The organism is Microbacterium sp. Z12_35 (assembly GCF_058310475.1).
In genome coordinates this window covers 1380068-1393315 of the sequence record NZ_JBZEGJ010000001.1, presented here as the reverse complement: position 1 = coordinate 1393315, position 13248 = coordinate 1380068, and the positions used below count along the sequence as shown (strand labels likewise).

Annotated in this window: 16 protein-coding genes; 8 read left to right on the top strand and 8 right to left on the bottom strand. The window is 69.0% G+C overall.

Annotated elements, in window-relative coordinates; translation table 11 throughout:
- Positions 1-43 precede the first annotated feature (43 nt).
- Together AC4FS1_RS06905 and AC4FS1_RS06900 are read right to left on the bottom strand one after the other, a co-directional pair.
- Complete coding sequence (locus AC4FS1_RS06905) at positions 44-1543, bottom strand: thioester domain-containing protein (protein WP_491153623.1); 1500 nt, start codon at positions 1541-1543, stop codon at positions 44-46.
- On the bottom strand, positions 1540-3072 hold the full coding sequence (locus AC4FS1_RS06900) for a thioester domain-containing protein (protein WP_491153621.1): 1533 nt from the start codon (positions 3070-3072) through the stop codon (positions 1540-1542). Before AC4FS1_RS06900 ends, AC4FS1_RS06905 begins: the two co-directional genes overlap by 4 nt.
- A 221-nt stretch (positions 3073-3293) precedes the next feature.
- Between AC4FS1_RS06900 and AC4FS1_RS06895 the strand changes: the two genes are divergently transcribed.
- A complete protein-coding gene (locus tag AC4FS1_RS06895; RefSeq protein WP_491153620.1) occupies positions 3294-4052 on the top strand; it encodes a LuxR C-terminal-related transcriptional regulator in 759 nt (252 codons plus the stop codon).
- Between the two features lie 45 nt (positions 4053-4097).
- On the opposite strand, the gene AC4FS1_RS06890 is transcribed toward AC4FS1_RS06895, so the two are convergent.
- The gene (locus AC4FS1_RS06890; RefSeq protein ID WP_491153618.1) at positions 4098-4937 is read right to left on the bottom strand and encodes an SDR family oxidoreductase; all 840 of its coding nucleotides are present in this window, start codon (positions 4935-4937) and stop codon (positions 4098-4100) included.
- Positions 4938-5099: 162 nt separating this feature from the next.
- On the opposite strand from AC4FS1_RS06890, the gene AC4FS1_RS06885 reads away from it, so the two are divergent.
- The gene (locus tag AC4FS1_RS06885) at positions 5100-5438 is read left to right on the top strand and encodes a sugar ABC transporter ATPase (RefSeq protein WP_491153617.1); all 339 of its coding nucleotides are present in this window, start codon (positions 5100-5102) and stop codon (positions 5436-5438) included.
- A 56-nt stretch (positions 5439-5494) separates the two neighbouring features.
- On the opposite strand, the gene AC4FS1_RS06880 is transcribed toward AC4FS1_RS06885, so the two are convergent.
- Positions 5495-5671 (bottom strand): DUF2188 domain-containing protein, encoded by a 177-nt coding sequence (locus AC4FS1_RS06880; protein ID WP_491153615.1) that lies wholly within the window; start codon positions 5669-5671, stop codon positions 5495-5497.
- Positions 5672-5824: 153 nt separating this feature from the next.
- Here AC4FS1_RS06880 and AC4FS1_RS06875 point away from each other — a divergent pair, with 153 nt between their 5' ends.
- Positions 5825-6907 (top strand): DNA glycosylase AlkZ-like family protein, encoded by a 1083-nt coding sequence (locus AC4FS1_RS06875; protein WP_491153613.1) that lies wholly within the window; start codon positions 5825-5827, stop codon positions 6905-6907.
- On the opposite strand, the gene AC4FS1_RS06870 is transcribed toward AC4FS1_RS06875, so the two are convergent.
- The 3 genes from AC4FS1_RS06870 to AC4FS1_RS06860 form a co-directional block, all read right to left on the bottom strand.
- A complete protein-coding gene (locus AC4FS1_RS06870; RefSeq protein WP_491153611.1) occupies positions 6904-7662 on the bottom strand; it encodes a DUF1275 family protein in 759 nt (252 codons plus the stop codon). The two genes, AC4FS1_RS06875 and AC4FS1_RS06870, sit on opposite strands and share 4 nt — an antisense overlap.
- A 12-nt stretch (positions 7663-7674) precedes the next feature.
- Positions 7675-8004 (bottom strand): hypothetical protein, encoded by a 330-nt coding sequence (locus tag AC4FS1_RS06865; RefSeq protein WP_491153610.1) that lies wholly within the window; start codon positions 8002-8004, stop codon positions 7675-7677.
- Positions 8005-8108: 104 nt separating this feature from the next.
- Positions 8109-8303, bottom strand: coding sequence for a hypothetical protein (locus AC4FS1_RS06860; RefSeq protein ID WP_491153608.1), 195 nt, complete (start codon positions 8301-8303; stop codon positions 8109-8111).
- Positions 8304-8459: 156 nt separating this feature from the next.
- Here AC4FS1_RS06860 and AC4FS1_RS06855 point away from each other — a divergent pair, with 156 nt between their 5' ends.
- Genes AC4FS1_RS06855 through AC4FS1_RS06845 form a run of 3 tightly spaced genes read left to right on the top strand, consistent with a single transcriptional unit; the run spans position 8460 to position 9516 of the window.
- Positions 8460-8618 (top strand): hypothetical protein, encoded by a 159-nt coding sequence (locus tag AC4FS1_RS06855; RefSeq protein WP_491153606.1) that lies wholly within the window; start codon positions 8460-8462, stop codon positions 8616-8618.
- Positions 8619-8655: 37 nt separating this feature from the next.
- Positions 8656-9102, top strand: a complete 447-nt coding sequence (locus AC4FS1_RS06850; protein WP_491153605.1) for a helix-turn-helix transcriptional regulator — start codon at positions 8656-8658, stop codon at positions 9100-9102.
- A gap of 3 nt (positions 9103-9105) precedes the next feature.
- The gene (locus tag AC4FS1_RS06845) at positions 9106-9516 is read left to right on the top strand and encodes a VOC family protein (protein WP_491153604.1); all 411 of its coding nucleotides are present in this window, start codon (positions 9106-9108) and stop codon (positions 9514-9516) included.
- A gap of 9 nt (positions 9517-9525) precedes the next feature.
- Here AC4FS1_RS06845 and AC4FS1_RS06840 read toward each other — a convergent pair whose 3' ends face one another.
- Positions 9526-10353: an SGNH/GDSL hydrolase family protein gene (locus AC4FS1_RS06840; protein WP_491153603.1), complete on the bottom strand. Its 828-nt coding sequence runs from the start codon at positions 10351-10353 to the stop codon at positions 9526-9528.
- Positions 10354-10499: 146 nt separating this feature from the next.
- Between AC4FS1_RS06840 and AC4FS1_RS06835 the strand changes: the two genes are divergently transcribed.
- Positions 10500-11312: a transglutaminase-like domain-containing protein gene (locus AC4FS1_RS06835; RefSeq protein ID WP_491153601.1), complete on the top strand. Its 813-nt coding sequence runs from the start codon at positions 10500-10502 to the stop codon at positions 11310-11312.
- A 252-nt stretch (positions 11313-11564) separates the two neighbouring features.
- Positions 11565-13247: an arginine--tRNA ligase gene (locus AC4FS1_RS06830; protein ID WP_491153599.1), complete on the top strand. Its 1683-nt coding sequence runs from the start codon at positions 11565-11567 to the stop codon at positions 13245-13247.
- Position 13248 lies beyond the last annotated feature (1 nt).

Below are 13248 nucleotides of genomic sequence, written 5' to 3'. Positions count from 1 at the left end.
GGACGGTGCTCAGCCGCTCCGTCGCGCGTCACCGAGTCCCGTGTCACCGCGGCGGGGCCGCCGCGGAGGGCCTGCGTCGCGTCAGGCTGGCGAGGACCAGCAGCGAGCCGACCACCAGGCCGCCGGCGCCGGCCCAGAGGAGAGGCGCGGGAGTGTCCGCTCCCGTGGCCGGGAGCACCCCGGGCACCTCTGCGCGGCGCGTCACCGTGTTGGTGATCGTCGCCGTTGCCCCCGTCTCGGTGATGAAGACCTCCTGAGGCGCGTCGGTCGTCACCTCCACCATGGACGTCGCACCGGTCGCGGGCTCAGCGATGACGCAGGTTGCGCCGACGGCGATGCCCGGGAAGGTGAAGACCTGGGTCGTGGACGCGCCCTGGGGGATGTCCGCTACCCGTGCCACGCCGTCACCGCAATCGACGGTCAGCTGACTTGCCCCTTGTTGGCCCACTCCGGCGCCCGTGAAGGCCTTGTTGACGGTCAGACTGGCCGCCGCGAAGAACTCCGCAGGCGCTTGGGCGGTGGCCTCCAAAGTGGCCGTCTCGGCAAGGACGAGTTTTTGCAACTCATCGACGCCCGGTGCCAGACCGTCATAGAGGTACACCCGCCCGCGCTGGACGGTCACGACCGCTCGAGCGCTCAGCAGCGTCTCGTCTACCGCGTCGGTTCCGCTGCCCACCCACACCTGGGCCCCCGAGGTGGTCGGGTAGGGGTTGGGGAGAGGAGCGGTGGCCGCCGCGTCACCGTACATCGTGTACCCGTCGGGTACTGAGAGGGTCACGCTGGGGGCGTCCGTTGCCACGGTGAACGGGCCGGCCGCCGACCCCACCGGCGCGGCGGCAGCGGGCGGAGTGATGGACACCGCCGGGGGAGGCGGCTCGGTCACAGGGCCGTTGAGCTGCGCGGCCGCGATGATTTCTGCCGTCGCTGCCCGCATCGGCAAGCCTGCGTTCAGGATGAAGCCGTCCGTGAAGTACCAGATGGCCGATTGCACGGCGGCGGCCTGTTCGCCTTCGGACAGACCCGCCGGTTCGCCGGGGACCGCGGGGTAGAAGTTGTTCAGAATGTAGGCGACGTACCCGAGGTTCTGGACGTTCGATTCGTCCCACGTTGCGTTCTCGTAACCGCCGCCGATCAGGGTCCCGACGCGGACGTCGATGCAGTACATCTCCGCGGTCAGTGCCGGATTAGTCACGCTCGCGGTGTTGATCAGCCCGGTGAGGCCGCCGCCCTGGGTGTATTCCGCGGGGGGTGCAGCGGGGTAGGGCGCCGTCGGATCCTGCGGCGTCGGAGTGGCCGGATACCCTCCCGTCAACCTCGCTCCGGTTCCGACGCCGGTCACCTCGATATCGGTGTTCGGTCCGTCCGGCGATTCGATGATGGGAGACTCCTCGGTGAGCCTCGCTTGGGCAGACCCCCCGACCGGGAGGAAGAAGACGAAGGTGAGAGCGGCCATCCCGGCCATCGCGGCCGTCGCCCAGAGGACGGACGCGGGGAGACGTCTGCCGGGGTTCCGGGATCGAAGACGGGGGCGCGAGTAGGTCACGGGGAGGCCTTTCGTCGGTGTGGGGGCGCGGCTACGACCAAGGCGGTCGCCCCGGGTTGGCGGAGGAGCGTCAGACGCGCGGCCACCAGGAGGGCGCCCCCCAGCAGCCCCGCGAGGCCGCCCCACAAGAGCGGGAACGGAGTTTCCGTGCCCGTCGCCGGGAGAACTCCGGGCACATCCCCACGCCGTGTCACGGTGTTGGTGATCGTCGCCGTCGCGCCCGTGTCGGTGATCACGACCTGCTGAGGCGCGTCGCTGGTCACATCCACCGCGGTGGTCGCACCCGTCGTCGGTTCGGTGATGACGCACGTGGCCCCCACCCGAATACCCGGGAACGGGAACGACTGAGTCGTGGACGCGCCGGCTGGGATGGTCGTCGAACGCGGAACCCCGTCGCCGCAGTCGACGACCAGCTCCATCGCTCCCTGCTGGCCGACGGCGTCACCGGCGAAGACCTTGGTGATCGTGAGGCCGGCCACGGCGAAGAACTCGGCGGTCGCCTGCGCCGTCGCCGTCGTCTCCAGCTGGGCCGTCTCGGCGAGGATGAGAGGCTGGGACTCCGGGAGGCCCGGTGCCAGGCCGTCGTAGAGGTAGACCCGGCCACGCGGCACGGCGACCGATGCGGTCGCGGTCAGGACCGTCGTATCGGCCGCGCCGGAGTCGCTGCCGACCCACACCTGTGCGCCCGAGGTGGTGGTGTACGGGTTGGGGAGAGGGGTGCCCCCGACCGCACTGCCGTACATGGCGTATCCGGCGGGGACAGCGAGGGTCACCGCCGCGGCGTCGGCGGTGACGGTGAACGGTCCGGCGAGGGAGCCCACCCCCACGGAGCTCGAGGCCGGAGTGATGGCGAGCGGGAGCTCAGGCTCCGGGGCCGGGGAGTTCCCCTGCGCGTCGGCGATGATCTCGGCCGTGGCGGCACGGACGCTGTCGGCAGGGTCGAGCACGAAGCCGTCGGTGAAGTACCAGATCGCCGCCTGTACCGCGGCGGCGCGCTGGTTCGGCGTGCCCAGCGTGGCCGGGGCGCCGGGGACGGCCGGGTAGTAGTTGTTCAGGATGTAGGCCACCTGCCCGAGGTTCGCTACCTCCGACTCGCTCCAGGAGCCGGACTCGTACCCGACACCGACGTACGCGGGGGTGCGAGCGCTGATGCAGAACACCTGCCCCCTTTGGCTCAGATCCGAGACGCGGGCCACGTTGAGCACGCCGGCGAACCCGCTCCGCACGGTATACCCCGCGGGGGGTGCGGCAGGGTAGTCCGCTTGCGGATCCGGCACGACGGCGGTGGCCGGATATCCGCCGCTGATCCTCTGGCCCGCGCCGGTCGACGCCAGCTCGATCGCGGTGTCCGGCCCGTCCGGCGACTCGATGACCGGCGCCCCGTCCTCGATCCACGCGTTCGCCGCTCCTCCGGCGGGGAAGATCGCCAAGGCGAGAACACCCACCGCGGTGATCGCGGAGAGCCAGGCGGTTGTGGCTGTGGTGCGTTGACGGGGCCGACGGGACCGAAGGCGGCGCTGTCCGGTCACGGGGCGACCTTTCGTCGGTGACGAGGGGCGACGGAGGCGATTCCGCGTCGTTCGCATCCAGGGAGATTGATGACGCATCCTCAGTGAATCGCGGGCGGTACGGCGGTAGAAGGGTCGAAGGTCCTGAGGACTTAAGGCACGAAACGACGTGCCGCACCTGCCCCTAGACGGGCGCCGGATGTGCGCTTACTCTGTGCCCACCTGGACGGGAGGGTGCCCCCATGTTCGGAGACGAAGAGGTCGCACGGACGGCCGAAGATGTGTGCTCATCGAGCCCCGAAACACCGACGGTGAGGATCTTCGTCGTTTACGCGCGAGAGCTCATGAGGCGCGGTTTGCGACAGCTCGTCGAGAGCACGCCCGGCCTCGTGCTGGTCGGAGAGGCCCCGCTCCAAAGCGGAAGCAGCCGGCGGATCGCCCAGACCCGCACCGACGTGGTGATCATCGACGCGTGTCCGCCCGATGACGACGTGGTGGATCTCGCGCGCGGGATCCGCCTGAAGAATCGGCGTATCCGGTGCGTGCTCATCGGCTGCACCGACCGGGAGGAGACACGCCGCGCCGCGGCCGCCAGCGGTGCTGACGGTTTCCTGACGGACGACGTGCGAGCGCGCGTACTGCTCGAGGTCATCCGCAGGGTGGCACGCGGTCAGCGCATGACGACGAGACCGACGGGCGATGTGCAGCCCCCGTTGACACCCGCGGCCGTCTCGGCACAGGATCCACACCTGACCACCCGCGAAAAACAGGTGCTGGGCCTGATCGCGACCGGGCTGACGAACAGGGAGATCGGTGGGCGGCTCGGCCTGGCGGAGAAGACGGTGAAGAACTACGTTTCCGCGCTGATGGCGAAGCTGCACGTGGAACACCGCACTCAGGCAGCGATCTACCAGATGAGACAGAACGCGAACGAGAGTCCGCGTGAAACTCAGCCGGTGGGGAACGGTGACCTGGTGCGTCGACCCGGCGCGTCGTTCTGAAAAGGTCGGCGGCGGGACCTCGACCTGTACCGCCGCCGACCGGCCTCAGAGGATCGGCTTGCCGCCGGTCACAGCGATGCGGGCACCGGAGACATAGCTCGCCTCATCCGACGCCAGCAGCACGTACACCGGCGCGAGCTCGGCCGGCTGTGCGGCGCGACCCAGGGGTGTCTGCTCCCCGAAGCTGGCGACGGTATCGGGCGGCATCGTGGCGGGGATCAGTGGCGTCCACACCGGCCCGGGCGCGACGCTGTTGGCACGGATGCCGCGGTCGCCGAGCATCTGGGCGAGGGAGGCGACCATGCTCGCGATCGCGGCCTTGGTCGCGGCGTAGGGCAGCAGGTTCGGCGAGGGTTGATCGGACTGGATCGAGGACGACCCGATGATGGATGCCCCGGCCTTGAGGTGTGGCAACGACGCTTTCACCAGGTGGAAGAAGGCGCTGACGTTGGTCGCCCAGGTGTAGTCCCACTCTTCGTCGGAGACCTCCTCGAGGCTCGGGTGATCCATCTGGAATGCGGCGTTACTGACGAGAATGTCGAGGCCGCCCAGCTCTTCGATCGTCTTCGCGACCAGCGATCGGCAATGCGCGGGGTCGGAGATGTCGCCAGGGAGGAGGAGTGCCCTGCGGCCGGCGTCCTCGATGAATCTCTTCGCCTCCTCGGCGTCCTCATGCTCGTTGAGATAGCTGATCGCGACGTCCGCGCCCTCCCGGGCATAAGCCAGTGCGACGGCCTTGCCGATGCCGCTGTCGCCACCGGTGATGAGCGCGACCTTGCCCTCGAGCCGGCCGGAACCGCGGTAGCTGTCCTCGCCGTAGTCGGGCTTCGGGTCCATCTTCTGGTCGGATCCGGGTACCGGCTGCTGCTGCGCGGGCTGGTTCATGCGCGACCTCCTGAAAATGATCGGAACGTGTGTTCCTGTCGACTCGACCGCATCCGCCGGATTTCTTCAGCGGGGTTGACAGGGCGCACGGCCCCGCTCCTTGTCAAGGCCCCCCTCCGCCAGGCTGCGACCTCGTTCGATGGAATCAACGAGAGGAGCACCATGAGCGACAGCAGTTCAGATTCGTTCGCAGAAACCGAGGACGTGGGCATCCAGCCGCTGCAGGACGGCGACGCATCGTTGGAGGCCGATCCGGATGCCGACCCCGCTCAGGCGGAGTGGGACCGGACGATTGCTCTCGACGAAGGCGTCGCGCCGGAGGACCTCGATCCGGCGACAGCGACGGGCGACGACCCGGCGCAGATTCCCGGCCCGGACGACCAGATCCCGGCCGAGGACCTCGCCGCCGGGTGGCAGCGGCCGGAGACCCAGGGCCAAGACCCCGAGATCGCCGAGCTCGGCGAAGACGGCAACGGCGACCTGTCGCCCATAGACTACTGACCCGCAGCGCCGGGTGGCGCCTCTTCAAGGGTCGCTGCCCGGCGTGCTCCTCGGGCCTACTGCTCGTCCGAGTCCAGGACCTGGTGGTGCAGACCGAGCTCGTCGGCGACCGCCCGGCCGATGTCGACGGCCTCCTCACGGGAGCCGAAACTCTCGGACAGCTCCGGGTGGCCCGGCACGACGTTTTCCCACTGACCACGGTTGGGTCGGGTGACAACAGCTTCATCGGTCACGGTGATCTCCTTCCCGCACGCGGGTGATTCCGCCACGTAGTTCTGACGATATGTCCCGGACCGCGGTGACGCGACCATCAGCGTCCGCATGTGTTCCGCGCCGGGACGTTGTGGCGTGGTGGTGTGTCCGTCCGTACCGCTAGCGTCGGTCCCGTGACGCATCGCCTCACTCTCGACCAGGCGCGCCGCATCGCCGTGCGAGCGCAGCTGCTGGACGCGGAACGTCCGGGCGATGTCGTGGAAGTGGCGGAGCAGCTGGACTACATCAAGATCGATCCGACCGCCACGATCGCTCCGTGCGAGCACACCATGCTCTGGTCGCGCATCGGCTGGTCGTACGAGCCCGGGCAACTCCAGAAGGCGGTGGAAGTCGATCGGGTCCTGTTCGAATTCGACGGTACCTTCCGGCCGATGAGCGCATTGCCCCTGCTGCTCCCGGCGATGAGGCGGTGGCCGCAGCGGGAGAGCAGCAAGCAGTGGCTCGAAGCGAACGCACGGTTCCGCGACGAGGTGATGTCACGGCTTCGTGCAGAGGGCCCGCTGCTTGCCAGCGAGATTCCTGACACTGCGGAGGTGAGGCGTGCCCCCGACGGGTGGTCAGGGTCGAACCAGGTGCCCCACATGCTGGAATTCCTGATGCGACAGGGCATCGTCGCCGTTCACAGCAGAAAGGGGCGCCAGCGCCGGTGGGACCTTGCCGAGCGGGTCTACCCGCAGGACCTCCCGGAGTATGGCGAGGAGGAGGCCGAGCACCTACGCCACCAGCGTCGGCTCCAGGCGGTGGGTCTGTCGAAGTGGAAGTCGACCTGGACGCCGGTGGGCGACGCCGGTGAGCCCGCCGTCATCGAAGGGCTGTCGTCGAGGTGGCGCGTCGACCCGGAGGCTCTTGCCGCGCTGGACGAGGAGGACCCTGGCGGGCGCGTCGCCTTCCTGAATCCCTACGACGGGATGCTCTTCGACCGCCCGCGACTTCGTGACATCTTCGAGTTCGAGTACGTCCTCGAGCAGTTCAAGCCGAAGGCGCAGCGCACCTACGGCTACTTCGCGCATCCGATCCTCCTCGGCGATCGCTTCGTCGGGATGCTGGATGCCGAGGTCGACCGCACGCAGGAGGTGTTCCGCATCAACGCTCTGCACGAATTCCTCCCCTTCGAACCGGAGGAGGAGGAGATGGTGCGGGCTGAAATCGCCGACCTGGGGGAGTGGCTCGGGCTTCCTGTGGTTGACGGGCCTTAGGCGGTCGGGGCCGGAAACCGGCGAGGTCCGGACGGCCCGACCGGGGGAGATCCGCCCTCGTCACGGATGTGGCTTCCGTGGCGGAGCATGAGGGCGGCCAGCCCGGCTGCCACCCACGCCACCACCGGGCCGAGGTCTTCCGCGAACACGAACACGGCTGTGGCGCAGACGGCACCAATCGGGAGCGCCAGGATGGAGAGCATCCGCACTCGCTGGCCCTCGTCCTTGTGCTCAGCGAGATGCTGCATCGTGGCCGTGATCGTGCCGGTGACGTAGGTCGTGGTGAGACCGTCGATGTCGGAGAGCTTCTTCGCCGCGACCGTTTGCAGCGCCAGTGCGGCCGCCGACAGCGCGATCACCGTGCACCGCTCGACCGTTCCGCTCCCAGAGGCCACCGCCCAGATGATCACCACCATCGTCTGCAACGCCAATGAAGGAAGGATGAGGCGGCGAAGGGCGGCGGGCGCCGTTGCGCCTGCGCTGGTCGGCGCGGAGGTGAGCCGGAAGGCCCCGTACGCCACGCCGCCGAAGGAGACGATCGCCACGGTTGCCGCGAGGAGAGTGAGGCCGAACTCCGGGCGGCTGAACATGCCGATCAGGATCAGGTTCCCGGTCATATTCGCCGTGAAGATCCCGCCGACAGCCAAGAATGCGAAGGCATCGGCTGCTCCCGCTGAGAAGGAGAGCAGGATGAGAGCTCCGTGGATGAGTCGTACAACCCGCGAGTCGACCGAGGAGTTGGGCTCGCGGGGCATGTCAGTGACTCATCAGAGGTAGGGCGCGAGGACTCCTGCGGTCAGCGCCAGCGTCCCCGCGACGCCACCGGCCACGGCGGCAGCGGTCTGTCGGATGCGGCGGAGCCGGGCGCGGCGTCGCTCGTTGGTGGGCGACGCGGTGGTGGAGAGCGAACTCCGCGCGGCGCGGAGATCCGGGAAGCGGCCGATCGGGGTGGAGAACTCATCGAACGCGACATGCGAGCCGTCCGACGTGGCCTCGACGAAGCCCGCGAACTCCCCCCCGCGCGACGCGATGTGGAATCCGGGCTCGACCTCACGCCAGTCGACAGGGGCCAGCGAAACGGCCGTGAGGTTGGGCATCGGAATTCCTCTCCACACGTGGTCGAGGATGGTCGTTCGACACACGGAATACTAGGCAGCCTAGCATTCAGGGATGTGAGGTACACGCGACCCGCCGGGCGGATTCAGGCGGATGGGGCCCCGGGATCGAGGGCGCGCAGCATGTCCTCCTCCACCGCGTTGTCGGCCTGGAGATTGTCTTCGGTCAGCTCGTCACCCCCGGTCGGAGCGTCCTCGTCGCCGGAGCCCGTGTCGTTCTCCTGGCCCACGGACTCGTCGTCGCCGGGCACCGCCGGCGGCAGAGGGGTGTTATCAGACATGAGCGCCTCCTTGTCGCCAGCCAAGCTACGCCGCGCCGCCCACCCGCCGTGCGGGCTTGATGTGGTGCGGCCTCAGGTGTACGCCCGGACAACCCTGTCGGTGTGATGCGGTGTCAACCCCTGGAACGCCCGCGGGCGACTGAGCATTGTGGATGCATGGCCGGACTCGCAGTCATCCTTCTCATCGTCGGCATCGTTCTGCTTCTCCTGGGCATTTTCGTGGAGGCGGTGAAGTTCCTGCTCTGGGTGGGCGCCGTGATCCTGATCCTCGCGGTCATCGCGTGGCTGATGCGCTACATCCGTCGCCAGACCTGACCTCGCCCTCGGACGAGGCCTCTGGCACGATCGGGATATGGCCGGTGTGCTGCCCCCCGATCGCGCGCGTGACCTCGCGCTGCTCCGCCGGGTGCGGGACCGCATCGACCGGGAGTATGCCCAGCCGCTCAACGTGGAGGGGCTCGCGCGCGGCGTGCACATGTCCGCCGGGCACCTTAGTCGTGCTTTTCGCGCCGCGTTCGGTGAGTCGCCGTACGCCTACCTCATGACGCGGCGCATCGAACGCGCCATGGCCTTGCTGCGGCGTGGCGATCTGAGCGTCACCGAGGCGTGCTTCGCCGTGGGGTTCTCCTCGCTCGGTACCTTCAGCACACGGTTCAGCGAGCTGGTGGGCATGCCCCCGAGCGCCTACCGGGACCGGGCCGCTCGCGCCACCCTCGGGATGCCGGCGTGTACCGCCAAGCAGGTGACCCGACCGGTCAGGAATCGAGAAGCGGTGAGTGCCGACTCGCGCCTACCGTGAGGCATGGACATCACGATTCACACCTCTTTCCTCCCGCACACCGATCCCGATGCATCGCTCGCCTTCTATCGCGACGTGCTCGGCTTCGAGATCCGCAATGACGTCGGATATGAGGGGATGCGGTGGATCACCGTCGGTCCCGCAGGCCAGCCCGACACCGGCATCGTGCTTCATCCGCCGACCGCCACGCCGGGCCTCACCGACGACGAGCAGCGGATGCTGCTCGAACTCATCGCCAAGGGCAGCTACTTCGGTGTCAACCTCGCGACGCCCGACGTGGACGCGGCGTTCGCAGCGATCGAGGCGACGGGCGCCGAGGTCGTCCAGGAGCCGACGGATCAGCCCTACGGCGTGCGTGATTGCGCGTTCCGCGACCCGGCGGGGAACATGATCCGGATGCAGCAGGCCGGCTGAGCGCGGCCGTCAGCGGTCGCCGGGCTCCAGCACGCCGCCCGAGGTCGACCCCGCCGGGCCATCGGCTACGACCTCGCTCGGCGCTGACAGACGGGCGAGGGCATCCGCGACCCGCTCTGCCAGATATGCGTGCCCGCCGGTCGACGGGTGGTCGCGCCCGATGTCGCTGGTGTCGATGACCGTGAGGTAGTTCACACTCGTGATCCACTCGTCGGCGATCGGCGAGATGTACCACCACCCGCGCTCGCCGGCGAGCGAGGCAAGATCGGCGTCGATGCGCGCTGTCGCCGGCTCCACCGGCAGCACCTGCGGTGCCGGGCCGAGGATCACGATCGCCGCGTCGGGGTAGATGCCCGAGAGCGTGTCCCACGCCGCCGAGACGGCCTCGCGATATCCCTCGGCGGGCAGCCGGCGATCGTTGATCGAGCCCTCGACGAGAACCAGGTCGGGATCGAGCGCGGGGTCGAGCGCGGCGATGCGTTCGCCGAACGACCCGCCGTCCCACCCGGGTTTGAGGTAGCCGCTTCCCCGCACGCCGTCCACGACGACATCCCAGCCCATCGCGCTGCCCAGTACGTAGGCGTACCCGAGCGTGGGGTCGGTCGCGGCGGAACCGTACGTCCACGAATCGCCGAAGATCAGCACCCGCGGCTCATCGGGGAGCGAGAGCGCGGCGGGAGTGAGTACCGGCGCCGACACACCGCTGGCAGCCACGACCATGTTCGGCTGCACCCAGGGTCGCCAGCCTGCCAACGCGCACACCGCCGCGACCGCGACCGCGAGCGCGATGAGCGGCCATCGAGGGCGACGCAGCCGTGGCTGCTCGGGCGGGGTCACGGGCAGAGCCTAGGGCACCGCGCGCCCTGTGCGGGCGTCTGGGGCAGAACCCGTTTCCGGCCGGTGTCGACTCGGCCTCTCGACGCGGTTTCCGGACGGCTGACGCGCCCGATTCGGGGGATCCGGATGCGTGCGAGGATTGCTCGGTGCAGCGCCTCGTGACCGCAGAACTCGACCTCGTCCTGAGCTCTCCGGTCGACCTCATCTTCCAGATCACCGCCGCTCGCGGCGCCGCGGTGGAGAGCGAAGATCTGACCTTCGAGCGCGGGGACCACCGGTATAGCGCGGCGGAGATCGTGGATGCCTCGGGGAGCCGCCTGCACCGCTTCACGGGGGAGGCCGGTGTCCTCCAGGTCCGGTACACCGCGGTCGTGACGGGCCCCGCCGTGACCCGACCATCCAGTGATCTTGAGACGATCACCTACCTGCGTCCGAGCCGGTACTGCCAGTCCGACGAGGTGTTCGCGCAGGCGCGGAGGGAGTTCCGCGGCATGCACGGGTTCGAGCTGGCGGCGGCGGTGTCCTCGTTCGTCGCCTCGGCGGTGACGTACACGCCAGGGCTCAGCCTCGGTACCGACAGTGCCGTGACCACGCTGAGAACGGGTCAGGGGGTCTGCCGCGACTACGCGCACCTCGTCATCGCCTTGCTTCGCGCTCTGGACGTGCCGGCCCGCTACACCGCCTGCTACGCCCCCGGCTTGGAGCCGATGGACTTCCACGCCGTTGCCGAGGCCTACCTCGAGGGGGAGTGGTATGTGATCGACGCCACCCGGCTGGCCGACCGGCGATCGCTCGTGCGGATCGCGACGGGCAGGGATGCCGCGGACTGCGCCTTCCTCAGTTATCACGGCGGCAACGTGGGGCTGGAGCGGATGCTCATCGATGCACGGATCCCGGCCGGGACGACGCCCGCGCCTCCCGCCCTCGACGATCACTCCACCTTCATCCAGATGGCGTGACCGCCGTGCCTGCCGGGTGACCGGCCGGGCTGGGGGATTCTTGCGATTGTCTTGCGCTGGCCTTGCGCTTTCGTTGCGGGTCGCCTGACAGCCTTTGGTCATCGGTCTTCACCGACCGAGGGGGGAACAGGGCGGTCCGCTGTCGGGGGACCGGCGGACCGCTCACCTCCCCGCCCGGCTCTGCGCACCGGCACCGCGACGCACACGTTCGTCGGAATGGGACCGCTGGTGCGAACGTAGGATGAGAAGGCTATGGATCCCGAAGCCCTCTCCGCCGCCTTGCTCGCCGTCGTGACGCCGATCGCGGAGGCTCGACGACAGGGCTCGTCCGAGGGTCTGAGCGCCGCCGACCTTCCGCTGGAACGCCCGAAGAACCGCGACCACGGCGACTGGTCCTCCAACGCCGCCCTGAAGCTCGCCAAGGCGGTGGGGGCCAACCCGCGGGAGCTGGCCGCCGAGATCGCCGACGGGCTCGCCGTCGTCGACGGCATCGCGAGCGTCGAGGTCGCCGGTCCCGGGTTCATCAACATCCGCCTGGATGCCGCGGCCGCCGGCGCCCTCGCGAAAATCATCGTCGACGCGGGTGCCGCGTTCGGCACGAACGACTCGCAGCGCGGTAACACGATCAACCTCGAGTTCGTCTCCGCCAACCCGACCGGCCCCCTGCACATCGGGCACACCCGGTGGGCGGCGCTCGGCGACGCCATCGCTCGCCTCCTGTTGGCCAGCGGTGCCACTCTCGCGCGGGAGTTCTACATCAACGACGCCGGGGCGCAGATGGAGCGGTTCGGCCGCTCGGTGCTCGCCGCGGTACGGGGGGAGCCGACCCCTGAAGGCGGCTACGCAGGCGAGTACATCCAGGCGCTCGCCGAGCGGGTGCGTGAAGCGCCCTTCGACGGCGAGCCGGGCGGCGTGCTCGGGGCGGCCTACGATGACCAGCTGGCCTTCACGACAGAACTCGCCTACGCCCTGCAGCTCGGCGAGATCCAAGCCTCGCTCGCGGCTTTCAACGTGCACTTCGACGTCTGGTTCTCCGAGCGCACACTGCACGCCGTGCCGCCCAGCGGCGGGCCGAGCCTCGTCGACGAGGCCGTGGACCGCCTGCGCGAACAGGGGCACGTGTTCGACGAAGATGGCGCCGTGTGGGTGCGGACGACCGACTTCGGCGACGACAAAGACCGCGTCATCCGCCGCGCCAACGGCGTGTACACCTATTTCGCCGCCGACGCCGCGTACTACCTCAATAAGGGTGACCGCGGCTTCGCGCACAAGATCTACCTCCTCGGGGCCGACCATCACGGCTACGTGCACCGTCTCAAGGCGCTCGCCGGCGCGGCCGGGGACGACCCGGACAGGGACATCGAGGTGCTCATCGGCCAGCTCGTGTCGATCAACGGTGCGCGCCTGTCCAAGCGCGCCGGAAACATCATCGAGCTGGACGATCTGCGGACCTGGCTGGGAACGGATGCGCTGCGCTATTCGCTCGCTCGGTTCCCTGCCGATTCGCCACTGACCCTTGATCCCGAGATCTTGCAGAAGCGCACGAATGACAACCCGGTCTTCTACGTGCAGTACGCACACGCCCGGACGCATAACGTGGCGCGCAACGCTGAGGCCTCCGGGGTGGACCGGTCCGAGTTCGCACCGGAACTGCTGTCCCACGAGACCGAGTCGGCGCTTCTGGGCGCGTTGCAGGAGTTCCCGCGTACGGTCGCTTTCGCCGCTCAGGTCCGCGAGCCGCATCGGGTGGCGCGCTACCTCGAAGAGCTCGCCGGTCTGTACCACCGGTGGTACGACAACTGCCGCGTCATCCCTCTGGGCGACGAGCCGGTCCAACCTCTGCATCGCACGCGCCGCTGGCTCAACGACGCCACGGGGCAGGTCCTGCGTAACGGCCTGGACCTCCTGGGCGTCGGCGCACCCGAGCGGATGTAGC

What these genes read in the sequence shown, in the direction of transcription:
- AC4FS1_RS06895 (WP_491153620.1), top strand. Translation starts at nt 3,294, where the DNA reads ATGTTCGGAGACGAAGAGGTCGCACGGACGGCCGAAGATGTGTGCTCA.
- AC4FS1_RS06890 (WP_491153618.1), bottom strand. Translation starts at nt 4,937, where the DNA reads ATGAACCAGCCCGCGCAGCAGCAGCCGGTACCCGGATCCGACCAGAAG.
- AC4FS1_RS06885 (WP_491153617.1), top strand. Translation starts at nt 5,100, where the DNA reads ATGAGCGACAGCAGTTCAGATTCGTTCGCAGAAACCGAGGACGTGGGC.
- AC4FS1_RS06870 (WP_491153611.1), bottom strand. Translation starts at nt 7,662, where the DNA reads ATGCCCCGCGAGCCCAACTCCTCGGTCGACTCGCGGGTTGTACGACTC.
- AC4FS1_RS06865 (WP_491153610.1), bottom strand. Translation starts at nt 8,004, where the DNA reads ATGCCCAACCTCACGGCCGTTTCGCTGGCCCCTGTCGACTGGCGTGAG.
- AC4FS1_RS06860 (WP_491153608.1), bottom strand. Translation starts at nt 8,303, where the DNA reads ATGTCTGATAACACCCCTCTGCCGCCGGCGGTGCCCGGCGACGACGAG.
- AC4FS1_RS06855 (WP_491153606.1), top strand. Translation starts at nt 8,460, where the DNA reads ATGGCCGGACTCGCAGTCATCCTTCTCATCGTCGGCATCGTTCTGCTT.
- AC4FS1_RS06850 (WP_491153605.1), top strand. Translation starts at nt 8,656, where the DNA reads ATGGCCGGTGTGCTGCCCCCCGATCGCGCGCGTGACCTCGCGCTGCTC.
- AC4FS1_RS06845 (WP_491153604.1), top strand. Translation starts at nt 9,106, where the DNA reads ATGGACATCACGATTCACACCTCTTTCCTCCCGCACACCGATCCCGAT.
- AC4FS1_RS06830 (WP_491153599.1), top strand. Translation starts at nt 11,565, where the DNA reads ATGGATCCCGAAGCCCTCTCCGCCGCCTTGCTCGCCGTCGTGACGCCG.